Genomic DNA, 26,282 nt, shown 5'->3' with positions numbered 1-26,282 from the left:
TCAGGCACCACCCGAGGCGCTCGTCCCCCCCTGCGGGTCGAGCGCCTCGAGCAGCACCTGCCGCGCGGCCGTGGGGTCCCCTCGTGGCACGCGCAGGTCGAGGACGACCCGTCCCGGCCGGTCGGAGAGCACCACCACCCGGTCCGCGAGCAGCAGCGCCTCGTCCACGTCGTGCGTGACGAGCACGACCGCCCGGCCGGCACCGTCCGGTCGTCCGTGGCCCGCCAGGTCGAGGCCGGCGAGCCACCCGTTCATGCGTCGCCGCGTGATGGCGTCGAGTGCGCCGAACGGCTCGTCGAGCAGCAGCACCGGGCGGCCGGGCAGGCACGTGCGCAGCAGCGCGAGCCGCTGACGCATGCCGCCCGACAGCTCGTGCGGCCACGCCCGCTCGAACCCGGCGAGGCCGAACGCGTCGAACAGGGCGCGGGCCCGGGCGTCCGCCACCGCGCGGTCGACGCCCGCGATCCGGGCCCCCACGAGCGCGTTCGACCACGCCCGTCGCCACGGCAGCAACCCGTCGCGCTGCGGCATCCAGGCCGTGGCCCGGGCGCCGGACGCGTCGACGGGGGTCGTCACCGCCCGCGCGTCGACCGTCGCACCGGCCGGCGTCAGGCCCGCGAGCACGCGCAGCAGCGTCGACTTGCCGCAGCCCGACGGGCCGACGACCGCGACGAACTCCCCGGCCGCGACCCGCAGGTCGACGTCCCGGAGCGCGACGACGTCCGTGCCCCGGCGCCCGACGGCGGGGAACGTGACGGTCAGCCCGACGACCTCCAGCGCCGGTGCCGGCGTCACGTCCCCCGGCGCGACGACCGCCTCAGTCGACGGGGAGGTAGTCATCGGTCCAGGCCGCGGCCGTGTCGAAGTCCGCGTCGGCGAGGTCGTGGTCCTGCAGGAACGCGACGAAGTCGTCCCAGACCTTCGCCTCCTGCACGCCCCAGTGCTCGGGGTCGTCGGTGTACCGCGGCGCGAGCCACTGCGCGCTGAGGGTGAGCAGCTGCTCGTCGACCTCGGGCGCGGCCGCGTGCAGGGCGTCGACGGCGGCCGCGGGGTCGGCGATCGCGTCCTCGTAGCCGTGCGTGAGGGCCCCGAGGAAGTCGCGCACGAGGTCCGGGTCGTCGTCGAGGTGCTGCTGCGACGTCGCGACGAGCGGGGTGTACCAGTCGGGGATGCAGTCCGTGTGGTCGATGAACGGGATCGTCGAGACGTCGAGCCCGTCGATCTCACGCAGCTGGATCGTCTCCCACGCGTCGAACACCCACGCGGTGTCGAACTGGTGCTCCGTGAGGCCGATGCGGAAGTCGTCGCTGGCCAGGGGTGCGAACGTCACCGCGTCCGGGTCGCCGCCGTCGCACGCGACGAGGGTGCGCAGCAGCGCCTCCTCGAGCTCCGAGCCGTACGACCCGTACGCGTGGCCGGCGAGGTCGCGCGGCCTCGTGATGCCCGACGACGTCAGGGAGACCAGGCTGGACGTGTTGTGCTGGATCACCGTGGCGACCGAGACGACGTCCGCGCCCTGCTGTCGTGCCGGCACGAGCCCCTCCGCCACCGAGTAGGCGAAGTCGGCCTTGCCCGCGGCGACGAGCTGCAGACCCGAGGTGTCCCCCGGTTCCAGGATCGTCAGGTCGATCCCTGCGTCGGCGAAGTAGCCGCGTTCCTGCGCGAGGTAGAGGCCTGAGTGGTTCGTGTTCGGCGACCAGTCCAGCACCACGGAGACGGCCCGCAGGGCGGGGCCGGACTGCTGGTCGGAGGCGTCGGCTGTCGAGCACGCCGCGAGCAGGGCGACGCTCGCCGTGGCGGCGAGCAGGCGGGCGCGGGAGACGGGGGTGATCATGCGGGGGTCCTTCCGGGACGAGAGGGGGTCGACGGGCGCTGCCACGGGGTCGCGAGCCGCGCGAGGCCGTCGACGAGCAGGAAGAGCAGGCCGGTGAGCACGGCCACGAGGACGACGGCGACGAGGATCTGGTCCACCGCGTACCCCTTGCGCGACCGCTGGACGAGCACGCCCAGGCCGCTCTGGCCGGCGAGGTACTCGGCGACGACGGCCGCACCGATCGCGTACGTCGCGGCGACACGCAGGCCGCCGAGCGCGCCCGGCACGGACGCCGGGAGCTGGACGAGCCAGAACTGGTGCCGCCGGGTGCCGCCCAGGCCGGCGACCATCTCGGCGTGCTCCGCGTCGACGGCTGCCATCGCGGTCACCGCGGCGACGAGCACCGGGAAGAACGCCGTGAGCGCGACGAGCACCACCTTCGGCAGCAGGCCGAACCCGGCCCACAGGATGAGCAGCGGTGCGAGCACCACGGTCGGCACGGTCTGCGTGAGCGTGACCAGCGGGTACACGGTGTCCTGCACCCACGGGAACGCCGCGATGAGCACGGCGAGCAGGAGCCCGACGACGGCCCCGACGAGCAGCCCCAGGCCGGCCTCGGTCAACGTGGTGACGACGTGGCCGCCCAGCAGGGGCGCGACGTCGACCGCGGTGCGGGCGACCTGCGACGGCGCCGGCAGCACGAAGGCCGGGAGGCCGGACGCACGCACGCCGACCTCCCAGCCGACGAGGAGCACGAGCCCGGCGACCGTCGGAGCGAACAGACGACGCCAGCGACGCACGACGTCAGGCCCGGAACTTGCCCACGAGGTCCTGGATCGTCGGCCCGGCGTCGTCCTTCGCCTGGCCGACCTTGATGACGCTGGACACGGCGGACGCCCCCGCCCGCACGGTCGCCTCGTGCACGGCGCGCAGCAACGGCCACACCTGGTCGGGGGTGCCCTGGACGGTGGTGCCCATGGCGCCGACCTCGTACACGAGGCCGGACTGCTGGATGACGGCGATGGCGGCGTCGACGTAGGCGTAGCGGTCGTCGTCGGTGCCGCTCGGGCGGGGCGAGACCTGGATCTGTGCGAGCACGGTGCTCCTCCGGTGGGTCGGAACCGGGTACGGCGCACCGAGGACCGCCCGCACCGGGCACGACGACGACGGGGACCCGGCGCACGGCCGTGCCGACCGCCCACGCCGCGCTCGATGGCGCATCCCTCCGCTGGCATTACCCAGTTCAGGTTCTCGGGTCGACGTGCGCTGACACCTCGCGGTGTCGCGGCCCGTCCTCTCAGCCCGACTGTCTCGAGCTCCCCGGCGTTGGCAGGACGAACCTACTCGCACCGGACGGTCCGGTCCGCCCGCTTCTCACCCTGTGGTCGTCCGCCGGCCCTACGCTCGCCGCATGACGGTGACGAACATCCTGGCGGCGCTCGGGTCGATCTCCGAGCCGTGGCAGCCGCACCGGCTGACGAGCGTCAACGACCACGACGTGAAGGTGGCCAAGCTCCACGGCGAGTTCGTGTGGCACAGCCACCCGGACAGCGACGAGCTCTTCCTCGTGGTCGCCGGCACGCTCACCCTGCAGCTGCGGGACGGCGACGTGGTGCTCGGGCCACAGGACGTGCACGTGGTCCCGCGCGGCGTCGAGCACTGCCCGCGCGCCGACGACGAGGTGTGGGTCGTCATGGTCGAGTCGAAGGGCACCGTCAACACCGGCGACGCGGGCGGCGAGCGCACCGCGCCGCTGCGCGAGCTCGGCGGGCCCGCGTAGGGGTCCGTCGGCACGACGCACCGGGAGCCGCGTCCGGGACGGGTGCCGGGACCAGGCACAGTAGGCCCGTGGATCCCGAGGAGCTCGCCGACGCGTCGCGCGTGCGTGCCCGGGCGACCGTGCTGCACGCCGACGCGGACTCGTTCTTCGCGGCCGTCGAGCAGCGGGACAAGCCGTCGCTGCGCGGCAAGCCCGTGCTCGTCGGCGGCACCGGCCCGCGCGGAGTCGTGTCCACGGCGTCGTACGAGGCCCGCCGGGCGGGTGCGCGGTCGGCGATGTCGATGAGCCGCGCCCGCCGCCTCGTGCCGGCCGCGGCCGTGCTCTCGCCCCGGTTCGAGGCCTACTCGGCGTACTCGCGGCAGATCATGGCGGAGCTCGCGACCCTGTCGGAGCTCGTCGAGCCGATCAGCATCGACGAGGCGTTCGTCGACCTCGAGGCCGGCCCGCACGCGTCCGACCCGGCCGCCGCCGCGGCGGACGTCCGCGGACGGATCCGCGCGCGGACAGGGCTCGCAGTGTCCATCGGCGTCGGACGGACCAAGCTCGTCGCGAAGCTCGCGTCCGACGCGGCCAAGCCCGACGGCCTGCTCGTCGTCGAACCTGCGGACGAGGACGACTTCCTGCTCCCCCTGCCCGCACGCGCCGTGCCGGGCATCGGCCCCGCGACGCAGGCCGCGCTCGAACGCCTCGACGTGCGCACCGTCGCCGACCTGCGCCGTCAGCCGCTCGACGTCCTCACCATGACCATCGGCGAGTCCGCAGGCACGAACCTGTACCGGCTGGCGCGCGGCGTCGACCTGCGGGCCGTCGGGCCGAGCGGCGAACGCAAGTCCGTCGGCGCGGAGCGCACGTTCGCCGAGGACATCTTCGGCCGCGAGACGATCGCCGCCGCCGTCGACGCCGTGGCGGACGAGGCCCTGCGCCGGCTCACCGCGCACGGCGGCGGGGCCCGGACCGTCGTCGCGAAGGTCCGCTTCGCCGACTTCACCACCGTGACGCGGTCGGTCACGCTCCCGCAGCCGTCCGCCGAGCCCGCCGAGCTGCGTGCCGCCGCGCAGCAGGCAGCCCTCGCCGCGGGCATCAGCGACTCGGTCCGCCTGCTCGGCGTGTCGTTCCACAACCTCACCTCGCACGCCCAGCTCACGCTGCCCTGGGACGACGAGGCACCGGAGCCGCAGGTCGCCCCCGACGTCGCCGCACCGACCGCCGACCCAGGTCCCGCGCGGCCGCGGCTGCTCGACGAGCAGGTCTCCCGCCCCGGTCTCGACGTCGAGCACGCCGTGCTGGGCCGCGGGTGGGTCGTGCACGTGCGCGGGCGGGAGGCGACGGTCCGCTTCGAGACCGTCGACACACCCCCGGCCCGGTCACGCGTCCTCGACCTGGACAGCGACCCGCTCGTCGTCGTGCACCCGCTCGCGGTGGAGCGGCTGGCCCCCTGAGCGTCGCGGCCCGTCCGCCGCCATGATGTCCCCGGACACGACTCGCGCGGCGGGCAGGGGTGAGCATGACGGACGGACCGCAGCCGGCACCGCCGGACGCCGTGGCGGACGCCCTGACCTCCGCGACCCGCACCACGTACCGGTCGCTGCGGGTCGCGATCGTCGCGATGGCGCTCCTGCTTGCGACGTCCCTCGTCATCGAGATCGGGTGGGGCGACGGCGCACGCTTCGGGTCCGTCAGCGGGTACTTCTACTCACCGGTGCGCAACGTGCTCGTCGGGTCGCTCGTCGCGATCGGGCCCGCCCTGATCGCCATCAAGGGCAGGCCCGGGTGGGAGGACTCGCTCCTCGACCTCGCGGGGATGGTCATCCCGTTCGTCGCGTTCGTGCCCGTGCCCGTCGCCCCGGGGCCCGACGGGTGCCCCGGCCCCGACCGGTGCATCCCGCCCGACCTCGTCCCGGGCGTCGACAACAACGTGACGGCGCTGCTGCTCGTCGGGACCCTCGTGCTCGCGTTCGCCTGGTGGAACCGCGCCGACGTCCCCACGGGGTCGAGGCGGGTGGGCCTCGTCGTCCTGACCGGCGTCTGGGTCGCGTTCGCCGTCTGGTTCGTCGGGTGGCACGACGCGTTCCTCGTCGGCGCGCACTACGCGGCCGCGATCCTGTTCTTCGTGTGCATCGCCGGTGCCGCCGCCTACGCCGCCCGGCAGGTGAACCAGCCCCCGCTCGGCAAGCCCAAGGGCATGTCGCCCGACGCGTACAGCACCGCCTACGGGTGGCTCAGCCTCCTCATGCTCGCGACCGTGGTCGGGGCCGCGATCGCCGCGCTGGTCGGGTGGTGGCGCGGCGCCGAGCAGTGGCCGTACAGCCTGCTCACCGTCGAGGCGGTGCTGCTGGGGCTCTTCGTCGTCTTCTGGATCCTGCAGACCACCGAGAACTGGGACGAGGAGGCCGTCGAGACGGCTGCCCGGAGCTGCCCGCCACCCTCGGGGAACGACGCGAACGCCGGGCAGCCCTGACCGTGCGGGCACGGTCAGGGCTGCCGGGTCAGGACGCTTCGGACAGGTTCGTCACGCCGGCCGTCACGACGCAGGTCGCCGGCGCCGCGCCGGTCAGCGAGATCGAGTACGGGTACGGCTGGCCCGGGACGACCGTGCCGTCGCCGAACGTGAAGCCCGCCGCCACGACCGCGCCGGCCGCGTCGGTGCAGACGGCGTTGAGCCCGGGGTTGGTGAACGACTGGTCGAACGCCGAGTCGAGGGTCCCCGTCACCTTGATCGAGTAGTCGTCGCTCTGCACGGTGACCTGCGCCGGCGTGAGGCGTGACGTGGGGTGCTCGTCCTTGCTGGAGTCGATGATCTCGACCTGGGCCGTCGTGGACGCCACCTGCGCACCGTCGGGCACCGAGAGGTAGGTCACGACCTGCTGCTTGTCGCCCGCGGCGACGATCGGCGCGCTGCTGGAGGTCGTGCCCAGCACGGTGCCAGCGGCGTCGTAGCCCGCGAAGCTCACGCTCGCGAGGACCTTGTCGGTCGTCGGGTTCACGACGGTCGCGTACACCGCGACCATGCCGTACTGGTCCGTCACCGCACCCACGCCCTCGACCGTCACCTTCCCGGCCTCCGGCGTCGGCGCCGCGTCGGCCGGCTGCTCGGAGGCGGCCGTCGACGGGGTCGAGGTCACCTGCTCCTGCGAGGCGTCCGCGCTTCCCGAGCATGCCGAGAGCGCCAGCGCCGCCACGACCCCGCCGAGCGCCACCGTCATCCACTTGCCTGTCATCGTGTCGATCTCCGTTCGTCCTCACATGTGTGCCCCGACACGCTAGGAAGGCGCCGCAGACGCCCGCCGGGACGTACGGCCCGGACGACAGGGCCGTCCGGCGAAGGGCTGGAGCACGTCGTGTGCCCGTCGCGTGCGCATCGGACGAACCACGCGCCGCACGCCCGTTCAGCACACGCACGGCGAGCGGCCTGTGGATGCGTCAGGGCGCCGGGTACGGTCTGATCGACTCGCGGCCGTGGGACGCGGGCGCAGCGACCCTGGAGGACTGATGGCGACGATCGTGTCCACCCTGTTCACCTCGCTCGACGGCGTCGTCGAGATCGACCCGGCGTGGCACTTCCCCTACTTCGACGAGCACATGGGTGCCGCGGTGATGGAGGACTACCGCGGCGTCGACGTGCTCCTGATCGGCCGCGTCACGTACGACAGCTTCGCCGGTGCATGGCCCGAGCGGGAGGCCGCCGGCGGCGAGGACGCGTCGTACGCGGCGCAGCTCGGCGACACCCGCAAGGTCGTCGTCACACGCGGCACGCAGGACCTCGGCTGGCGCAACGCCGAGCCGCTGCGGGGCGACCTCGTCGAGGCCGTCACGGCGCTCGCCGCCGAGCCGGGCGTCGGCAAGATCCTGGTGCCGGGCTCGATCTCCGTCGTGCGCCAGCTCCTGGCCGCCGGGCTGCTCGACGAGCTGCGGCTGCTCGTGCACCCCGTCGCAGCACGCAAGGGCGAGCGCCTGTTCGACGAGGGCGAGCCGATCTACCCGCTGCGCCTGCTGCGCTCGGACATCTTCCCGACCGGCGTCGTCCGCCTCATCTACGGGCCTGGCGAGGTGCCGGGCAGCGGGACGTACGAGACGGCCATCGAGCACATCCCCGGCTCCGACGAGTCCTGACCCGCCGGTCCGTGCCCCTGACCTGGGCCCAGGCGCTGGCCTGGCGCCTGCGACGGCACCTGCTGGACCCGGTCGGCGCCGGGTCCAGCACCGACGTGGTCCGGGCGCTCGGCGCCGTCCCCGCGCACCCCGACGACGCGGCCGAGCTCGCGGTGCGCACCCGGCGCCGGGAGTCCGCGCCCGGGGACGTGGCCCGCGCGCTCGCGGACGGCGCGCTGATCAGGACGTTCGCGTTCCGCGGCGCGACGCACCTGATGACGCCCGAGGACGCCGCCGCGTACCTCGCGCTGCGGGCGCGCGGCCGGATGTGGGAGCTGCCGAGCTGGCAGAGCTTCTACGGTCTCGCCCCCGACGACTGGCCGCCGCTGCGGCAGGTCGTCCGGGACGCGCTCGCCGACGGGCCCCTCACCGTGCCCGAGCTCGGGGCGGCCGTCACGGCGGACACCCGGTACCGGCACCTGGCCGCGACCTTCGCCGACGGCGCGTGGACCCTGCTCAAGGCGTTCGCGTGGCAGGGCGACCTGAGCCTGGGCCCGTCCCGGGACGGGCGTCCGACGTTCCAGCGGCTGGACGGCAACCCGCGATGGACGGGCCTCCTCGACCTCGACACCGCCGGGGCGCGTGCCGTCGAGGCGTACCTGCGCGCCTACGGCCCGACGACGGCGGGCCACGTGCACTACTGGCTGGGCGACGGCCTCGGGGCGGGTCGCCAGAACGTCGTGCGGTGGCTCGGCGGTCTCGGCGACCGTCTCGCGGAGGTGGACGTCGACGGCGAGGCCGCCGTCGTGCTCCGCGAGGACCACGACGAGCTGCTCGCCGCCGAGCCGTCGACGAGCGTGCGGCTGCTGCCCCGCTACGACCAGTGGGTGCTCGGTCCCGGCACCGCCGACGCGCACGTCGTGCCACCCGAGCGACGCGCGCCGGTGAGCCGCGGCGCCGCCGTCGTGGTGGTCGGCGGGGTCGTGCACGGCACGTGGACGCTCGCCGGCGACGAGGTGCAGGTGGGCTGGTTCACGGGCCGGACGGCCGCGCGCTCGGCGCTCGCCGACGAGGTCGGGCGCCTCGCGGCGATCGTCGGCCGGGCGTGGCACCTGGGCGGCGCCTCGGCGTGACCCGGTGCCCTATGCGCCCGCCGCAGGCCGCGGTGCGCGCAGCTCGCCCGAGTGCAGCTCGACGAGCCGGTCCGCGCGCTCGGCCATGAGGGGGTCGTGCGTCGTGACGACCGCCGCCACGCCGTGCCCGTGCACGAGCTCCACGAGCAGGTCCATGACGACCGCCGCCGTGCCGCTGTCGAGCTGGCCGGTGGGCTCGTCGGCCAGCAGCACCGTCGGCCGGTGCACGAGCGCCCGGGCGATCGCGACCCGCTGCTGCTGCCCGCCGGAGAGCTCCGCGGGCCGCTGGTGCGCGTGCCGTTCGAGCCCGACGGCGGCCAGCGCGTCGGCGACGCGCCGGTCCCGCTCCGCCGGGTCGGTCCGCAGCACCCGCAGAGGCACCTCGACGTTCTCCGCGGCCGACAGCACCGGGATGAGCCCGAACGCCTGGAACACGTACGCGATCCGGGTGCGGCGCAGCTCGAGCACCTGGTCCGGACGCAGCGCCGTGAGGTCCACGCCGTCGACCTCCACCTGCCCGGAGTCCGGCCGCTCCAGGCCACCGAGCACGTGCAGGAGCGAGGTCTTGCCCGAGCCGGACCTGCCGCGCACCACCACGAGCTCGCCCGGCTCGGCGTGCACGTCGACCCCGCGCAGCGCGTGGACCAGGGTCGCGCCGGTGCCGTACGAGCGGGTCAGGCCGGTCCCGCGGACGCCCGTCATCGCGCACCTCCGTCGTCGGTGCCCGGGGAGTCGTCGGTCCCCCGGGCTTCGTCGGTGCCCGGCGGGCCGTCGGTGCCCGGCGGGCCATCGGTGCCCGGCGGATCGTCGGTCCCCGGCACGTGGTCGTGGCGCGACACCCGGACGTGGTCGGTCTCCAGGCCGAGGCGGACCCGGTCGCGCAGGTCGAGCCGCTCGACGACCTCGCGCGGCAGCTGCAGCCGCCCCACCTTGTCGAGCACCGCGAACTCCTCGGCGTGCAGCCGCTCGACGCCGTCCTCGCCCCGCTCGGTGCGGCGCAGCACCTCGGTGGACGTGCGGCCGTCGCGGATCTGGACCGTGCGGTGCACGTGCTCCGAGACCGTCGGGTCGTGCGTGACGATGAGCGTCGTCACCCCCAGCGTCGCGTTGACGTGGCGCATCGCCTCGAGCACGTCCTGCGACGTCGACTCGTCGAGCTCACCCGTCGGCTCGTCGGCGAGCAGGACGCGCGGCGAGCCCGCGACGGCGGTCGCGATCGCGACCCGCTGCTGCTGGCCGCCGGACATCTGCGCGGGCAGCCTGTCGCGGCAGTCGGCGACCCCCATCACGTCGAGCAGCTCCAGGGCGCGTGCCGCCCGGCCCCGGGCCCCGGACACCACGAGCGGCACCGCGACGTTCTCGGCCGCCGTAAGGTACGGCAGCAGGTTGCGCGACGTCTGCTGCCAGACGAACCCCACGACGTCCCGCTGGTAGCGACGGCGCTCGGCCCCGCCCATCGTCACGAGGTTGGTCCCGGACACCACGGCCGTGCCCGCCGTCGGCCGGTCGAGCCCCGACAGGATGGTCAGCAGCGTCGACTTGCCCGAGCCGGACGCGCCGACGACCGCGACGAGCTCCCCGGTGTCGACCCGCAGGTTGAGGCCCTGCAGCGCCTGGACCTCGACGCCCTCGGTGACGAACACCCGCACGAGGTCCTCGCAGAGGATCGCAGGCCCGGGTGGTGCTGTCGTGGTCATGCTTCTCCTTCTCGCAGGACGGTGACGGCGTCCGTGCGCCGGGCACCGACGACGGCGACGAGCACGGCACCCGCGACGAGCACCGCGTACGTGACGACGAGCACCCCGAGCGCGAGCGGTCCGAGCGTCGGGGACGGGGTCCGTGCACCCCCGGCCAGGACGGACACGTCGGTCGTGCCCAGCATCACGGGTGCGAGGACCGCGCCGGTGGCGAGCCCCGCCGTCACGGCGACGGACGCCCAGGGCAGCACCTCCCAGCGGACGAGCGACCGGGCGTCGCGTCCTGGGACGCCGAGCGTCGTGAGCAGCGCCAGCAACCGGCCGCGTGCACGTCCGCCGAGCGCGACCCCCAGCCCGAGCGCGAGCGCGCTGAGCACGAGCGCCCCCACCGTCGCGGCGCCGGTCGCGCGCCGGACGCCCCCGACGAGCGCGCCCTGCGTGATCCGCGCGACGACGTCCGCGCGCGTGACGACGCTCGCCTCGGCCCCGGCGGCCGCGCCGACCGCCGTGCCGACCACGGCCGGGTCCGCGCCCGGGTCGAGCCGCACGAGCAGCAGGACGTCGTGCGCGGGAGCTCCCAGGTCCGCCGCGGCGGCGGCGTCGACGACCACGGCCGACTCGCCGTGGGTGAGGCCGGCGGCGCGGTCGCGCGAGGTGAGGAGGTCGACCGGGTGCTCCACGGGCGGCGAGCCGATCCCCAGCGTCAGCGGACCGGTGAGGTCGACGGCGACGTCGCCGACGACGACCGCACCGACGCGTCCGTCCGGGGCGGCCACGTCGTCGCCGAGCGGCAGCCGCCCGACCCCGACGAGCCCGTGCTGGACCTCGCGCAGGTCGGAGCCGTCGACCACGAGGAGCGGCACCCGGTCGCCGTCCCGGTCGTCGCTCAGCACGGCGTCGTCGACCTCGGCGACGACCGCCACGGCCGCGACGCCGGGGACGGCCCGCACCGCGTCCGCGGCCCCCGGGGTGAGGGACGGGGCACCACGCACCGCGACGTCCGCGCCCACCGCGTCCACGCCGCCGCGCCGGGCACCGCCGTCCATCGTCGCGAGGACCACGAGCGACGTCGTCGTCACGGCGACGCCGAGCGCGAGCGCCACGACGGGCACGAGACCGACGGCCGGGGCACGAGAGGCGCCCGCGGCACCGACGAACCCGGGCAGCCCGCGACGACGCGCGAGCCCCCGCGACAGCGCGGCGAGCAGGACCGGCACGACACGCAGCACCACGACGGACACCGCGAGCGCGAGCAGCACGGGCAGCGCCAGGAGCACGGGGTCGGCGCCGGGCGTGTCGTCGGCGAGCCCCCGGTCGCGGACGGTGACGACGGCGACCGCGGCGAGCAGCACCACGCACACCTCGGCGACCCAGCGAGCGGTGCCCCGCCTGCCGCGGGGCGAGCGCGCCCCGCCGGCCAGCGCGGACCTCGTGGCGCGGACACGGGCCGACGACATCCCCAGCAGGCCGGCGGGGACGAGGCCGGCGACGAGCGGGACGACGAGGCCGTCGGCGCTGACCGGCCCGGGGACGAGGGCGACGGCGAGCACCGTGCCGGCGACGGCGGCCGGCACGCCGAGCACGAGTCCCTGGCTCGCGCCGAGGGCGCCGACGAACCCGGCGGACGCCCCACGGGCCCGCAGGAGCACGAGGGCCGGGCGGCGCCGGTCCACGGTGAGCATCACGGCGAGCCACAGCACGCCGAGGGCCGCGCCGGCGGGACCGGCCGCAAGGACCCCGAGCACCGTCGCGACGAGGTCCTGGCGGGGGGCGAGGTTCGCGAGGGCGTGGTCGAGCTCGGTGTCGGTGGCCGTCGCCGTGCGGAACGCCCGCAGGTCCTGCAGGAGGGCGGCCCGGTCGGTGGTGGCGGCGGGCGCGAGGTCGAGGGGGAACCAGGAGGTGAGGTCGAGGGGTCCGCCGACGGCGAGGAGCGGGGCCGCGCCGGGATCGGCGTAGGCGAACACGTCGACGAGCGTGCCGGCGTTCGGGTCCTCGACGATCTGCGGGACGAACGTCGAGTCGAGGTGCGTCCAGGTGGGGTCGGCGGGATCCCGGGCCTCGAACGTCCCGACGAGCACGGCGTCGACACCGGACCCGCCCGCGAGGGTGCGCGTCTCGCCGACGCGCCAGTCGATGCGGTCGGCGGACTCCGCGGAGAGCGCGAGCTCGAGCGGGTGGTCCGGCTCGGTCCCGGTGGGGCGCGGTGCGCCGGCGAGCGACGCGGGGACCGTCACCGGGTCGGGCAGGCGGCCCTCGACGACGCGGACGAGGTCGGGCAGCTGCTCGTCGACGCGGACGTGCGTGTCGAGGTGGGTGATGCCGACCGGCCGGGGGCCGCGGTCCGTCTCCCAGGGGCCGGCGGTGAGGATGACGCGGGCGGGGTCGGCGAGCAGCGGACGCAGTGCCGCCCCGGCCTCGGCCGCGTCGCCCTGCAGGTCGGCGTGCAGCGTCGCGAGGTCGGCGGCCGAGCGCACGGTGCCGGCGGCGGGGTCCACGAGCCAGGACGCGACGCGGGTCGGGTCGACCTGGTCGGCGACGAGGGGGCCGAGGGCGTCCGCCTGGTCGGCGCCGACGACCCGGTCGACGGTGCGCGGCCACGCGGCGAGCGTGCACGCGGCGACGAGGGTGGCGAGCACGACGAGCACGGCGCCGACGGGGTCGGTGCGCAGCTGGCGGCCGGCGAGCCGGGGTGCGGACATCGCTCTCATCGGACGTCCTCCCGCACGGTGCCGGTCGCCGCCTGGCGCAGGACGAGGCGGCCGTCGGCGAGGACGACGAGCAAGCTGCCGACCGCGGCGGCGCCGAGCAGCGCCGCGGCGACCTGGGCAGAGGCGGCCGGCACGACGTCGAGCTCTGCGGGCCCGCGCGCCACCACCTGCACGAGGGCGGGCGCGAGCAGTGCGCCGAGCGCGAGCCCGCCGAGCGAGCCCCCGAGCAGCGCCGTGCCGAGCACCACGCCGGTCTCGGCGCTGCGTCCCCGGGCCTGGCTGCGCGGCCGGACCCCGAGCGCGTGCAGCACGCCGACCTCGGGGTGCCGGGCGCGCGAGAGCGCGAGAGCCGCGGCGGCGACGCCGGGCAGGGCCATCGCGAGCAGGCAGGCGGCCGCGGCGACGAGCGCGGCGGCTGCGGCCGCGGTCGCCCGGTCCGGGGTCGGCTCGGCGGTCACGGCGCGGGCGGTGAGCCCCGCCGCGGTCGCCGCACCGGTGACCTCGTCGGCCACGGCCCCCGGGTCGGCGGCGGCGAACCACGCCTCGGCGGGAGCCGGGACGGCGACGGCGGTCGCGAGCAGGGCGTCGCCCGCCGAGGCGAGGTCGACGAGCGCTGCACGGCCCGGTGCACCCGGCACGACGGGGAGGACCGCCGAGACGACGGCGTCGACCGGGTGCCCGGCGAGCCGCAGCTCGACGGGCGACCCGACCACGAGGCCGTCCTGCGCGGCCCACTCCTGGGAGAGCACGACGGGCGACGGCGCACCTTTCCCGGGGAGCACCCGCACCACGGGGTGCAGGCCGCTCGACGGCGGCAGCGCGACCGTCGGCCCGTCGGCGGCCTCGACGACGGGTTCCGACCCGGGCTGCGCGGCACGCCACGGACCGCCTGCCAGCAGGTCGGTCGTGCCGTCGGGGCCGACCGCCGTCACCGCGGCGACCGTGACGCCGGCGGGTGTGTCGGCCGGCGCCAGCTCGACCGCCGCGAGGGCGACCGCCCTTGCGGGCGCCTGGGCGGTCCAGGCGTCGCCGGCGGGCTCTGCGGAGGTCGACCGCAGCCGGCCGTCGGCGTCGAACCACCAGGCGACGCCGTCGGTCGCCGGGGTGCCGAGGTCGACGTCGAACCGCACCTGCGACGTGCCGTCGGGAAGCCGCCAGGCCGTCGGGCCGGCCAGCGTCGACGCGGCCACGGCGAGGCCGGGGACGCCGTCGTCGCGCACGACGTCGGCGACCCGGCGGGCGGGCATCGCGAGCGCGGTCCCGGTCGCGGACGCCGCGTCCGCGCTCGTCCGCAGCACCGGGGCGGCGGCGGTCGCGCCCGCATCGAGCCCGGGTCCCAGCATCGCGTCGGTCGGCGGCGCCTCGTCGACCTGCAGGGCCGTCAGGTCCGACAGCGTCGCCCGCACGTCCGCCCCGACGGCCGTCGCGGTCGCCGTGCGGGCCTGCCCCTGGCTGGTCCCCGTGTAGACCGCGGCGAGCCCCGCCGTCGCCGTCGCGAGCGTGACGAGGACGACGGGCACGGCGTACAGGGCGGCGCGGCGCGCGAGCTGCCGGGCGGCCAGGGGCACCACGAGGTCGCCGCGGCCGGCGACCGCCCGGGCCACGAGCGCGGTCACGGGCCGCAGCGCGGCGGCGGACAGGAGCGCGACCGCGAGGACACCGAGCGGCACGGCGGCGATCGCGGCAGGTTCGGTACCGGCGACGGCGGGCGCCCCGCCGCTCGGGTCGCCCGGCCCGGTCGCCGTCCGCAGCAGCCGCCACGTGGCGAGGGCCGCGGTGAGGAGGGTCAGGACGAGCGCACCCGTCGCGACCGTGCCGACCGACCGACCGGCCGGGTCGGTCCGCTCACCGGCGCGGACGGCGGCGGCACGCGCGCCGAGGGTGAGCGTGACGGTGCCGACGAGCACCACGGCGACGGCGCCGACCACGACCGGGACGGCCACGTCGACGTCGCGGACGGCGGGGACGACGAGCGCGGCGAGCAGGGCGCCGAGCGCGACGGCGGGCACCGCGACCGCGGCGGCCTCGAGCGCCGACGCGCGCGTGAGCTGCCCCACGGTGGCCCCGCGCGAGCGCAGCACGGTCGTCTCGGTGGCCCGGACGGCCGCGAGGAGCCGCGCGACCTGGGCGAGCGCGACGACCGAGGCCAGTGCGACGAGGGCGAGCGCGGACGACGTCACCGCCGCGACGGCGTCGAGCGTCGTCGCGGTGCCGCGCAGGGTCGCCGGGAGCTCGCCGGTCGTGGCGACGCCGCCCGAGCCGACGGTCCTCTCGACGTCCGCCACGAACGCGTCGAGCCGGTCCGCGAGCCCCGCGAGCCCGGCGGGCTGCACGCGCGCGAGGTCGGGCACGACCGTCCACCGGACCATGTCGATCCCGGGCACGGCGGCCAGGACCTGTTCGCCGACGACGGCGGGTCCGAACGCGCCCGTGGTGCCGTCGACACCGTCGCGGACGAGTCCCTCGCCGGCCCAGCGGACGGCGTCGGGGTCGTCAGGGAGCCACGTGCCGACGACGCGCACGGTCCGCGTCACGCCGCCGTCACCCGTGACGACGAGGCTGTCGCCGACGTCGACGCCGAGCGCGCGGGCAGCGGCGGCGTGCAGCACGGTCTCGTCGGGTTGCTCGTCGGACCCGTCGGTCTGTGCGGTGCCGGGCCACGCACCGTCGACGAGGTGCGCCTCCTGGCGGAGCCCGGCGTCGGCGCCGAGGACGAGGCGCGCGTCGGTCGCAGCCCGGTCGGCGACGCGGACCGGGAGCGACAGGGAGCGCAGCGTCCGGTCGGTGGTCGTCGGGGTCCCGGCGAGCTCGGCGGCGAGCGCACGGTCGGCGGCGGCGGACTGCGCGTCGGGGTCGTCCGCGAGACGTGTGCTGACCTGCAGCGACGCGTCGACCGGGTCGTGCAGGGCGTCCCGTGCGGTGTCCCGGGCGGCGGCGAGGGTCGACGCGACCATGCCGGTGACCGTGGCGGACACGACGGCGACCAGGAGCAGGACGAGGCCGAGCAGGCCGGCGTGCGCGCGCGCTCGGCGCAGCAGCAGGCGGGTGGCGCTCACGGGGTCGTCCTTCCAGGGATCGGCCGCGTGATCTTACGCGTCGACGGGTGAGTGGACGTGGCGCGGGCTCGGGTGCCCGCCTGCCTGCCGGTGTGCACGTACCCAGTCATGCCGTCCAGTCGTACCTCACCGCGACCCCTTGACTCGGCCGGGGCACGTTCGTATCGTCTGGTCACGACGCCGCAAGAACTCGACAGTTGCCACGCACAAAGTGGTGCCACAGCCCGCAACACTCGCACGAGGCGTCGATCCGACCGCTGCCTGCGCACCAGCGGTGCTCCAGTTCCGCCACTGATCGCCGAGCACACGCCGGCGGGGGCGTCGACTCCCCCACCGCCCGCCCGGGACCGTGCGTCCGACGTCGGCCGCCGGCCCCCGCGGGGTGCGCGCGTCCGGCCCCGACCCACCCCGCCCCCGGCGGGAGAACGAGGACGACCCATGAGAAGGCACGTCAGGCACGCCGTCGTGGCCACCGCCGCGCTGGCGCTCGTCGCACCGCTCGGCCTCGCGTTCGTCGCGCAGGGCGCCGCAGCGGCGCCACCGAACCTCGCCGCCGGCAAGCCCGCCACGGCCAGCAGCACCACCGACGTCTACGGCGCCGGCAACGTCACCGACGGCAACCAGTCGACGTACTGGGAGTCCGCCAACAACCAGTTCCCCCAGTGGGTGCAGGTGGACCTCGGCGCCGCCGCCACGGTCACCGACCTCACCCTCAAGCTCCCGACCGGCGCCTGGGGCGCCCGCACCGAGACGATCACCGTGCAGGGCTCGACCGACGGCTCGACCTTCACGACCCTCAAGGCGCAGGCCGGCTACACGTTCGCCCCGGCGTCCGCGAACACGGTGGACGTCGACGTGACGGACACGCCCGTGCGGTTCGTCCGCCTGAGCATCACCGCGAACACGGGCTGGCCGGCCGGACAGCTCTCGGAGCTCGAGGTCCACGGCACCGCCGGCCCGACCCCGACGCCGACCACCCCGACGCCGACCCCGACCCCGACCACGCCGACCGGCCAGAACCTCGCCCTGAGCAGGCCGATCGTCGCCTCGTCGACGGAGTGGACGTACGTCGCCGCCAACGCGGTCGACGGCTCGACCGGCACCTACTGGGAGGGCGCCGGCGGCCAGTACCCGAGCACCCTCACGGTGACCCTCGCGTCCGCCAGCCAGCTCTCCGGCGTCGTCGTCAAGCTCAACCCCGACCCCGCGTGGAGCAACCGGACCCAGACGTTCGAGGTGCAGGGCCGCACCGGCACGGGCGCGTTCACCACGCTCGCCGCGTCGGCAGGCCGGGCGTTCAGCCCGTCCAGCGGCAACACCGTGACCGTCCCCGTGAGCGGCACGGCCACGGACGTGCGGCTCGTGTTCACCGGCAACACCGGTGCCGGCAACGGCCAGGTCGCCGAGCTCCAGGTGCTCGGCACCCCCGCGCCGAACCCGGACCTCACGGTCACCGGGGTCACGTCCTCCCCCGCGAGCCCGACCGAGTCGACCGCCGTCACGCTCAGCGCGACCGTGAAGAACGTCGGGACCCTCGCGTCGACCGCCACGACCGTCACCTTCCAGGTCGACGGGCAGGACGCCGCGACCGCGTCCGTCGGTGCCGTCGCCGCCGGCGCCACCGCCACGGTCACCGCGTCGGTCGGCGCCCGGGCCGCCGGTTCCTACACGGTCGGCGCCACGGCCGACCCCGCGAACACCGTGGTCGAGCAGGACGAGACGAACAACGCGTACAGCAGCCCGACGAAGCTCGTCGTCGCCCCCGTCGCCAGCTCCGACCTCGTTCCCGTGGTGAGCTGGAGCCCCGGCAACCCGGCGTCGGGCGCCGTCGTCACGTTCACCGGCGCGGTCGCGAACAACGGCAACGTCGCGACGTCGTCGGGCGCGCACGGCCTCACGGTGACGATCAAGGACTCGACGACCGGCACGGTCGTCAAGACCCTCACCGGCTCGGTGAGCGGCGCGATCGCCGCGGGCGCGACCAGCGGGACCGTCACGCTCGGCACCTGGACCGCGGGCAACGGCACGTACGACGTGTCCAGCGCCGTCGCCACCGACCCCACCGAGGTGCCCGGCAAGCAGGGCAACAACGTCGTCACCGGCGGCATCTTCGTCGGGCGCGGCGCGCACCTGCCGTTCGACATGTACGAGGCCGAGGACGGCCGCACCGGCGGCGGCGCGACGCTGATCGGCCCGAACCGCACGGTCGGCGACCTCGCCGGCGAGGCGTCGGGCCGCCGCGCGGCGACGCTGTCCGCCACCGGCTCGTACGTCGAGTGGACCACGAAGAACCCGACGAACACGCTGGTCACCCGCTTCTCGATCCCGGACAGCGCGGGCGGCACGGGCCTCAGCGGCAGCATCGACATCGTCGTCAACGGGACGTTCCTCAAGCGCCTCGACCTGACGTCGAAGTTCGCGTGGCTGTACGGCAACGAGACGAACCCCGGCAACCAGCCGGACAGCTCGCCGCGGCACATCTACGACGAGGCGAACACCCTGCTCGGCACCACGGTCCCCGCCGGCGCGACCATCCGGCTGCAGCGCACCGCGAGCAACCCGCAGCCGGTGACGATCGACTTCGTCAACACCGAGCTCGCCACGGCGAACCCGAACCCGAACCCCGCCCAGTACGTGCAGCCCACCGGCTTCACGCACCAGGCCGTCCAGGACGCCCTCGACAAGGCCCGCATGGACACGACGGGCACGATCAAGGGCGTCTACCTGCCCGCCGGCGACTACTCCACGGCGAGCAAGTTCCAGGTGTACGGCAAGGCCGTCGACATCGTCGGCGCCGGCCCGTGGTTCACCCGGTTCTACGCGCCGAGCACGCTGGAGAACACCGACGTCGGGTTCCGGTCCGAGGCGTCGGCCAACGGGTCGAAGTTCCGCGGGTTCGCGTACTTCGGCAACTACACCTCGCGCATCGACGGCCCGGGCAAGGTGCTCGACTTCACGAACGTCGCGAACATGACGGTCGACGACCTGTGGGTCGAGCACATGATCTGCATGTTCTGGGCGTCGAACATGGACTCGTCGTCGATCACCGACTCCCGGATCCGCGACACGTTCGCCGACGGCATCAACATGACGAACGGGTCGGCGAACAACCGGGTCGCGAACATCGAGGCCCGCGGCACCGGTGACGACTCGTTCGCGCTGTTCGCGGCCACCGACGCGGGCGGCACCGGTCAGACGGGCAACGTCTACGAGAACCTGACCTCGCTGGTCACGTGGCGGGCCGCGGGCCTGGCCGTGTACGGCGGGTACGGGAACACGTTCCGCAACGTCTACATCGCGGACACGCTCGTGTACTCCGGCATCACGATCAGCTCGCTCGACTTCGGGTACCCGATGGACGAGTTCGGCTCCGCAGCGCCGACCACGTTCTCGAACATCTCGATCGTGCGCGCCGGCGGCCACTTCTGGGGCAACCAGACGTTCCCCGCGATCTGGGTGTTCTCCGCGTCGAAGAAGTTCCAGGGGATCCGGGTGAGCGACGTCGACATCGTCGACCCGACCTACTCGGGGATCATGTTCCAGACGAACTACGTCGGCGGCCAGCCGCAGAACCCGATCACCGACACGACGTTCACGAACGTGTCGATCAGCGGGGCCCGCAAGAGCGGCGACGCGTGGGACGCGAAGTCCGGGTTCGGCATCTGGGTCAACGAGATGCCCGAGGCCGGTCAGGGACCGGCGGTCGGGTCGGCGACGTTCACCAACCTGCGTCTGAGCAACAACGCGCAGGACATCAAGAACACGACGTCGACGTTCACCATCAACCGCAACTGACCACGCGGTGAGGCGCCCGGGCCGGGACCCCTCCCCCGGCCCGGGCGTCCGGGTCCGCGCAGGTCAGCGCCTGCTGCGAGCCTCGAGGGCGGCGTCGACCTCGGCCATGCGGCCGTCGACGACCTGCCGCAGCGTCGTCTCCGAGAGCGGGGCCTCGGCCGTGAAGTGCAGCGTCGCGCCGGACCAGCGGCCCTCGGTGACGGACCGCTCGAGCGCACGGGCAAGCGGCGGGCTCTGCAGGTGCAGGCTCAGGTGGTCGCGCGTGTGCGAGATGCTCACGAGCGGCTTGCCCCGGTACGTGATGCACGGGACCTGGTACGAGATCACCTGCCCCGCGTCGGGGACCAGGCGGACGAGCACGTCACGCACCTGGGACAGCGCGGCGCCGGCGTCGGGCGGCACCGCCGCGAGGTACTCGTCGACGGTCGCTGAGGGCGCATCACCGCGGGCCATGGGCTCACGCTAGGGCCGGCGGCCGGCGCACGACCAGGGCGGGCCTGACTACACGTCCGCGGCCACCCCCGCCACGGGCTTCGTCCGCGACCGGCCCGACGCGTCCTTGAGCACCACGTACTTCACGTCGACGTGCGGCTCCAGCGCCCCGAACTTGTCGTTGGGCGCGCCGATGACGAGCTGGAACCCGAGCCCGCGCCACGCCCCGACGGCGCGGCCGGTGAACCGGGCGTCCGCCTTGATGAGCGCCTCGTCGAGGAACACGGGTGCGTACCGGGGACGCTCCGCCCCGGCGTCGCCGAGCTGGTACCGCAGGGCCGCGCCGACGATGAACGCGACGAGCTCCTGCGACTCCCCGCCGGACTTCTCGCCGATGTGGTCGTACAGCGCGACGTGCCCGCCGTCGAGATCGACCTTCTCGGCGCTGAGCCGCACGTGGCGGCGCACGTCGACGAGGTCGGCGAAGTCGGGTGCGGTGCGGCGGATGCGGTCGATGACCTTCGCCATGCGGACGTAGCGACGCTCGCGCTCGGCGTCGGTCGCCTCGGTGGACAGCACCTCGCGCAGGTCCCGCAGCTCCTTGCGGAACCGGGCGACCACGGTCGACTGGGTGTCCCGGGCGTCGATCCGCAGGCGGTGGTCGTCGTCCGCGAACGGCAGGTCCGCGAGGATGTCGTTGACCGGGCGGATCCGCTCCTTGATCTCCCGGACGGACCGGCTCAGGGCGTTGTGCAGGTCGGTGAGGTCGTTGCCCGACAGGCGCAGCAGGCTCTTGCGCCACTCGGCCTCGAGCTCGTGCAGGCCGTTCGACTCGAGCGTGCCGAGGATGCGCTCGAAGTCCGCGTACGACGCGTCGGGGTCGGTGCCGAGGTTCGGGTCGGGCCACCGCTCGACGAACGTCTCGAACGTGCGGCGCAGCGCGTCCCGGGCGGCGCCGATCGTCTGCTGCGCCGCCTGCCGGTCGGCCCGGAGCACGTCGTTGGCCCTGGCCAGGACGGCGTCGAACGCCTCCAGCGACTCGACCGCCACGTCGGTCGCCAGCAGGCCGTCGAGGTACGCGCGCTGCTCCGGACCGACGGTGGTGCCGGCGTCCTGCGCGTCGTCGAGCGCCCGCTGGGCGACGTCGACCTCGTCCGTGGTCGACGACCACCGCTCGCCGAGCTGCTCGGCGGTGCCCTTCGTGCGGCCCAGCTCCTCGGTGAGGGTCCGGATCGTCGTCTCGAGCTCGACGGTGCGGCGCTGCAGCCGGGTGACCTCCGGGTTGCCGCCCATGACGTCGTCGATGACCTGGGCCCACCTGGCCCGCTCCGCCTCGACGGAGGCGACGTCGACCTGGTCCCAGGTCAGCTCGACGAGCGTCGCGTACGCACGCAGCCGGGCCTCGTGGCCGTCGAGCCCCTGCTCGGCGTCGACGACCTGCCGCTCGGCGCCTGCGAGGCGCTGCTCGGCCCGCGCGACCTGCGCGTCGAGGTGCGCGAGCCGCCGCGTGTTCGTGAAGCCGAGGACGTTCGCGTGCCCCTGCCCGCCGTGCGCGCCCTGGGTCCCCTCGGACACCTGGCCGGAACGGGTGAGGGCCTTCGGGTGCTGCGACAGCTCGCCGGGCGTGTCGACGCACACGTACGCGAACCGCCGGGCGAGCTCGCTGCGCAGCCAGCCGGTGAACGGCCCGCCGCGGTAGTCCAGGCGGCCCGGCAGCGTGCGTGCGTCCAGCCCGACGTCGTCCCGCATGCCGGTCGGGACGCCCTCGAACCGGATCCGGCGCGCGGTCGGCACGGCGTCGATCGCCTTGCGGAACGCGCCGAGGTGCGCGGCGTCGAGGAGGATGCGCGTCGCGAACCCGCCGAGCGCCAGGTTGAACGCCTCCCGCCACGGCTCGTGCTCGGTGCGGACCTCGACGAGCTCGGCGACGAACGGCAGGTCGTCGGGCGTGAGCCCGGCCGCCTGGGCGAGCGCGGCCCGGGCGGCGTGCAGGTCGCCGGGGATGTTGTCGCGCCGCCGGGTCACGGCCGCGCGCTCGGCACGCAGCTCCGCGAGGTCGGCCGACGCCTCCTTCTTCTCGGACAGCGCGTCGAACAGCGACTGGCGGGCGGTCGCCTTGACCTCGGTGTCCTGCAGGGCGACCCGTGCCCGGGCGGTGAGGTCCGCGAGCTCGGACTCCGACCCGACCGACGAGCCCAACGCCGTGCGCAGGACCTCGTCGAGCCGGGCTCGCGCGCGCGTCACCTCGTCGAGCCGTGCCTCGGTGCCCTTGAGCTCCCGCTGCGCCGTGGCGAGGCGGTCGCCGCCGGACGACCACAGGGTCTCCTTCACGCCGTCGAGCTCCGACTTCGCCGCGGCGATGCGGCCCGTGGTCTCGACGGCCGTGTGCTGCGCCTGCTGGTGGCGTCGCTGCAGGTCCTGCTCGACCGACCGCAGGAGGCCCAGCCGGCGCTCGTGCCGCCACAGGGCGGCGGGCGACGCGGCGTCGTCGAACGTGCCGATCTCCTCGACGACCCGCAGCCGGGCCCCGGCGTCCCCGATGGCGGCCCGGTGCTCCCGGATCGGTTCGAGCGCCTTGACCTGCTGCCGGGCCGTGATCATCTGCTCACGCGTGCCGCTGAGCTTGTCGAACTGCTCGACGACCGCGTCGGCCGTCTCGAACGTGTCCGGCTCCTCGAGCACCATCGCCTTGTACAGGGCGTCGACCGTGGTGATCTGCTGACCCGCCTGGATGCGGCCGAGCAGCGCGACGGCCTTGCTCCCGTCGCCCGACGCGCCGATGCCGAGCGTCGCGTGCAGCCGGGCGGTGAAGTCCCGGTCCGTGTCGAACGCCGTCAGCCCCGTGGCGGTGACCGCGGGGCGGGCGAGCCGCTGCGCGGCGGCCGGCTCCAGCGCGCGCACGTCGAACGCCCCCTCGAACGTCGCCCGCACGGGCACGACGTCGTCGAGGGTGCGCGCCGCCGACGGGACGTACCAGGCCCGCACCGCGGTGAGCTCGGTCCCGGACTGGTCGGCCCACGTCATCGCGATCGCCGACCAGGTGTCCCGGCCGTCCCCGCGCAGGACCCGCTGCCGGGTGCCGTCCTCCGTGCGGGACTCGTCGACCTTGCCGCGGGCGTAGGACAGGATGTTGCGCTGGTCCTTGCCGCGCGGCCGCCCGACGACTCCCCCGTTCGACGCGCCGTTGAACGGGGTCGTGTGCGGCATCAGCAGCGCGATGTACGCGTCCATCAGGGTCGACTTGCCCGAGCCGGAGCCGCCCGACAGCAGCGTCGCCGTCGACGCGAGCCGCACCCGGTGGTGGCCGTCGTAGCCGCCCCAGTTGACGAGCTGGAGGTCGCGCGCGACCCACTGCTGACCCGTCGACGCGGCCGGGATCAGGCCGAAGAGCGTGTCGATCATCGTCATCGTGCGGTCTCCTGCGTCTGCGCTGTCAACGACCCGCTCTGCTCGGCGAACGACCCGCTCTGCTCGGCGAGCCACTCGCGGAGCTCACCGAGCCGCTCGTTGCTCAGGACCACCTCGACGAGGGGCGTCACGCGGTACCGGCCCTCCGACTCCTCGTCGATCAGCCCCTCCTTGGCGAGCCGCGTGACGGCCGCGCGGATCTCCCGCTGGTTCGCCGCGAGGTTCGTGTCGTCCGGGTCGAAGTACGTGAGCGCGGTCCGCTCGAGCTCCTCCACGTCGACCCGCACCGACGCCTCGCCGGCGCCCTGCTCGCGCTGGAACAGGGTGCGCAGGTGCACGAGGACGAGCGTCTCCGCCCGCGAGTACGCCTCGTCGCGCAGCAGCACCGGCACGTCGAGCTCCGCGGAGCGGACCTGCCGCTTGTACGCGACCCCACGGTCGTGGTCGACGACGAGGTGGACGAACAGGTCGTGCAGCCGCGACTCGATGACCTGCTGGTTCTCCAGCAGGGTGCGCCACTGCGCCCGGTTGCGGTCCGCGAGCAGGAACCGCCGCTGCAGGAGCCGGACGAGGACCGTCCGCACGTCGGCGTCGAGCGTGCCGGAGTCGCCCGCGAACAGCTCGGTCGGGTCCTCCTCCATCGGGACCGGGGAGATGAAGCCGCCGTCCTGCTCGTCGGCCACGGTGGTCTCACTCATCGATCTGTTCCTTCGTGGTGGCTCGCGTCGAGGCGGTCGTCAAGGCGGGCGTCAAGGCGGGCGTCGTGGCGGGCGGGCGCGTGGTGACGGCCCCGAACGCGAGCCGGCGGCGTGTCCCGTCCGGCCGCACGGCGTCGACGAACGCGACCTCGCCCGTCTCCGTCATGCCCTGGTGGTCGGCGATCTCGAGCAGCCCGAGCAGGTCGACGGGCCGGCGCAGCGCGTCGGGTGCGGCCCGGAACGCCGCGGCCACGTCGACGTCGCCGGGGCCGAACCCCGCGAGGAGCTCGCCCAGCTCGGCGTAGTGCGGGCCGCCCCACGCGCGCGCCTCGTCGTGCGAGACGTCGGCGTCGGCACCGTCGTCCCAGTCCGGCAGGGGCGCCGGCTGCTGCTGGGGGCGCAGGTCGCCGGTCGTCTGGCGCAGGTGCTCGACCTCCGCGACGGGCAGCCGCCGCAACGGGTCCACGGGCTGCCCGCGGCGGGCGTCCGGCATCCAGGACTGCAGGCCGGTCATGACGTCGCGCAGCAGCTCGTCGACCTGCCGGTCCCGCAGCGGGTCGTGGTTGCGGACCTGCGCCGTGATCACGTACGACGCTTCTCGCTGTGCCGTGAAGACGAGGTCGATGCCCTGCTCGATCCGGTGCGCGATCTCGGCCAGCTCTGTGCGCTGGCCGGGAAGGAGCCGGCTCGTGAAGCGGTGCCGCAGCACCGTGCCGAGCTGGGCCGACAGGTCGTCGAGCCGCTGCGGGTCGCCGATCAGCCGCAGCGCACCCGCGAACGCCCGCCCCTCGGCGGTCGACTCCATGACGTGCTCGCCGCGCTCCAGGTACTCGCGCAGCACGTCGCCCGTGGGGCGCTCGTCCTGGCGCAGGGCCGTGACGACGTCGCGCTGCATCGCCTTGATGGACTCGGCGACGCGCGCGAAGTCGGCGGGCAGCTCGCGCGCGAGGTGCAGGACGTTCTCCGCCTCCTCGAGGAGCTGCTCGTCGTCGACCTCGTCGACCTTGCCCGTCCGCTGGATGCGGTCGAGCTCCTTGCCGAGCCGCTTGATCTCGGTGTCGAGCCGCGCCATCCGCACCAGGGCGTCCGGGTCGGCGTCCTGCGCGAGCCGCTCCACGGCGTCGAGCATCGTCCGCAGCCGCGACTGCGACACCCGCGCCCGCGCCCCGCCCGCCCGGCCTGCGACCTCCAGGGCGCCGACGGCGTGCGCCGACAGGCGGTACACCTCGACGTCGTCGTCCAGCACCTGCCGCACGAGCCAGCCCGCGTCCGCCCACTGGCGGCACAGGTCGCGCGCCGTGCCGACCGGGAGGCTCTCCCCGTAGCCCGCGGCCCGCAGCTGATCGAGCGCGTCCGCGATCTCGGTGTGCGCGTCCGCGACCACGACCGTCGGGCGCTCCGCGGTGAAGACGGCGGACAGCAGGGACACGACGAGCGGGGCGTGCCGCTTGTGGAGCAGGTCCAGCATCGGGTTCTGGAATGCCCGGACGGCGCCCAGGTACGCCGCTTCGGCACGAGTGATCATCGCCGCACAGCGTAGGTGGGCCGGGGCGCTCCTCGTGCCACCGTGGCGCACCGCGCGTCGGCACGGCACGCATCACGGTTCGGTCTCGGACGTCGCCGCAGGTCGAGCGGGGTGGCGTCGCTGCCGATGGGTACGTGACGACCTGGAG

Annotated in this window: 19 protein-coding genes; 6 read left to right on the top strand and 13 right to left on the bottom strand. The window is 75.0% G+C overall.

What is annotated here, in order from left to right:
* The 4 genes from Cch01nite_RS08780 to Cch01nite_RS08765 are packed head-to-tail and all read right to left on the bottom strand — an operon-like array spanning position 1 to position 2,911.
* Positions 1–840, bottom strand: a complete 840-nt coding sequence (locus tag Cch01nite_RS08780) for an ABC transporter ATP-binding protein (protein ID WP_203751499.1) — start codon at positions 838–840, stop codon at positions 1–3.
* A complete protein-coding gene (locus Cch01nite_RS08775; protein ID WP_203751484.1) occupies positions 818–1,834 on the bottom strand; it encodes an ABC transporter substrate-binding protein in 1,017 nt (338 codons plus the stop codon). Before Cch01nite_RS08775 ends, Cch01nite_RS08780 begins: the two co-directional genes overlap by 23 nt.
* Positions 1,831–2,613: an ABC transporter permease gene (locus Cch01nite_RS08770; protein WP_203751482.1), complete on the bottom strand. Its 783-nt coding sequence runs from the start codon at positions 2,611–2,613 to the stop codon at positions 1,831–1,833. The genes Cch01nite_RS08775 and Cch01nite_RS08770 overlap by 4 nt, the downstream gene beginning before the upstream one ends.
* A 4-nt stretch (positions 2,614–2,617) precedes the next feature.
* Complete coding sequence (locus tag Cch01nite_RS08765) at positions 2,618–2,911, bottom strand: thiamine-binding protein (RefSeq protein ID WP_203751479.1); 294 nt, start codon at positions 2,909–2,911, stop codon at positions 2,618–2,620.
* A 313-nt stretch (positions 2,912–3,224) separates the two neighbouring features.
* On the opposite strand from Cch01nite_RS08765, the gene Cch01nite_RS08760 reads away from it, so the two are divergent.
* The 3 genes from Cch01nite_RS08760 (at position 3,225) to Cch01nite_RS08750 (ending at position 6,051) form a co-directional block, all read left to right on the top strand.
* Positions 3,225–3,593, top strand: a complete 369-nt coding sequence (locus Cch01nite_RS08760) for a cupin domain-containing protein (protein ID WP_203751477.1) — start codon at positions 3,225–3,227, stop codon at positions 3,591–3,593.
* A 68-nt stretch (positions 3,594–3,661) separates the two neighbouring features.
* A complete protein-coding gene (locus Cch01nite_RS08755) occupies positions 3,662–5,032 on the top strand; it encodes a DNA polymerase IV (RefSeq protein ID WP_203751475.1) in 1,371 nt (456 codons plus the stop codon).
* A 65-nt stretch (positions 5,033–5,097) separates the two neighbouring features.
* Entirely contained in the window at positions 5,098–6,051 is a 954-nt protein-coding gene (locus tag Cch01nite_RS08750; RefSeq protein ID WP_203751473.1) for a hypothetical protein, read from the top strand.
* Between the two features lie 28 nt (positions 6,052–6,079).
* Here Cch01nite_RS08750 and Cch01nite_RS08745 read toward each other — a convergent pair whose 3' ends face one another.
* On the bottom strand, positions 6,080–6,811 hold the full coding sequence (locus tag Cch01nite_RS08745) for an FxLYD domain-containing protein (protein WP_203751471.1): 732 nt from the start codon (positions 6,809–6,811) through the stop codon (positions 6,080–6,082).
* 271 nt (positions 6,812–7,082) lie between these two features.
* On the opposite strand from Cch01nite_RS08745, the gene Cch01nite_RS08740 reads away from it, so the two are divergent.
* Entirely contained in the window at positions 7,083–7,703 is a 621-nt protein-coding gene (locus Cch01nite_RS08740; RefSeq protein WP_203751469.1) for a dihydrofolate reductase family protein, read from the top strand.
* An 11-nt stretch (positions 7,704–7,714) separates the two neighbouring features.
* Positions 7,715–8,815 carry a DNA glycosylase AlkZ-like family protein gene (locus tag Cch01nite_RS08735; RefSeq protein ID WP_203751466.1) on the top strand — a complete coding sequence of 367 codons (1,101 nt, stop codon included), beginning with the start codon at positions 7,715–7,717 and terminating at the stop codon, positions 8,813–8,815.
* A 9-nt stretch (positions 8,816–8,824) separates the two neighbouring features.
* Here Cch01nite_RS08735 and Cch01nite_RS08730 read toward each other — a convergent pair whose 3' ends face one another.
* From Cch01nite_RS08730 to Cch01nite_RS08715, 4 genes are read right to left on the bottom strand one after another with little or no spacing between them, the layout of a single operon-like run.
* Complete coding sequence (locus Cch01nite_RS08730; RefSeq protein WP_203751464.1) at positions 8,825–9,517, bottom strand: ABC transporter ATP-binding protein; 693 nt, start codon at positions 9,515–9,517, stop codon at positions 8,825–8,827.
* Positions 9,514–10,512: an ABC transporter ATP-binding protein gene (locus Cch01nite_RS08725; protein WP_203751461.1), complete on the bottom strand. Its 999-nt coding sequence runs from the start codon at positions 10,510–10,512 to the stop codon at positions 9,514–9,516. Before Cch01nite_RS08725 ends, Cch01nite_RS08730 begins: the two co-directional genes overlap by 4 nt.
* Positions 10,509–13,220: a hypothetical protein gene (locus tag Cch01nite_RS08720; protein ID WP_203751458.1), complete on the bottom strand. Its 2,712-nt coding sequence runs from the start codon at positions 13,218–13,220 to the stop codon at positions 10,509–10,511. Before Cch01nite_RS08720 ends, Cch01nite_RS08725 begins: the two co-directional genes overlap by 4 nt.
* Positions 13,217–16,276 carry a hypothetical protein gene (locus Cch01nite_RS08715; protein WP_203751455.1) on the bottom strand — a complete coding sequence of 1,020 codons (3,060 nt, stop codon included), beginning with the start codon at positions 16,274–16,276 and terminating at the stop codon, positions 13,217–13,219. Before Cch01nite_RS08715 ends, Cch01nite_RS08720 begins: the two co-directional genes overlap by 4 nt.
* 438 nt (positions 16,277–16,714) lie before the next feature.
* Here Cch01nite_RS08715 and Cch01nite_RS08710 point away from each other — a divergent pair, with 438 nt between their 5' ends.
* The gene (locus Cch01nite_RS08710) at positions 16,715–20,071 is read left to right on the top strand and encodes a discoidin domain-containing protein (RefSeq protein WP_203751452.1); all 3,357 of its coding nucleotides are present in this window, start codon (positions 16,715–16,717) and stop codon (positions 20,069–20,071) included.
* 63 nt (positions 20,072–20,134) lie between these two features.
* Here the strand turns inward: Cch01nite_RS08710 and Cch01nite_RS08705 are convergent, their stop codons facing one another.
* The 4 genes from Cch01nite_RS08705 to Cch01nite_RS08690 are packed head-to-tail and all read right to left on the bottom strand — an operon-like array spanning position 20,135 to position 26,134.
* Entirely contained in the window at positions 20,135–20,524 is a 390-nt protein-coding gene (locus Cch01nite_RS08705) for an iron chaperone (RefSeq protein ID WP_203751449.1), read from the bottom strand.
* A 48-nt stretch (positions 20,525–20,572) separates the two neighbouring features.
* Complete coding sequence (locus Cch01nite_RS08700) at positions 20,573–23,911, bottom strand: ATP-binding protein (RefSeq protein WP_203751446.1); 3,339 nt, start codon at positions 23,909–23,911, stop codon at positions 20,573–20,575.
* Complete coding sequence (locus Cch01nite_RS08695; RefSeq protein WP_203751443.1) at positions 23,908–24,609, bottom strand: DUF4194 domain-containing protein; 702 nt, start codon at positions 24,607–24,609, stop codon at positions 23,908–23,910. Before Cch01nite_RS08695 ends, Cch01nite_RS08700 begins: the two co-directional genes overlap by 4 nt.
* The gene (locus tag Cch01nite_RS08690; RefSeq protein ID WP_203751440.1) at positions 24,602–26,134 is read right to left on the bottom strand and encodes a DUF3375 domain-containing protein; all 1,533 of its coding nucleotides are present in this window, start codon (positions 26,132–26,134) and stop codon (positions 24,602–24,604) included. The genes Cch01nite_RS08695 and Cch01nite_RS08690 overlap by 8 nt, the downstream gene beginning before the upstream one ends.
* Positions 26,135–26,282: the final 148 nt, after the last annotated feature.

The sequence above is a fragment of the Cellulomonas chitinilytica genome, from assembly GCF_016862675.1.
Taxonomy (GTDB): Bacteria; Actinomycetota; Actinomycetes; order Actinomycetales; family Cellulomonadaceae; genus Cellulomonas; species Cellulomonas chitinilytica.
This window is presented reverse-complemented; position numbering and strand designations above follow the sequence as displayed.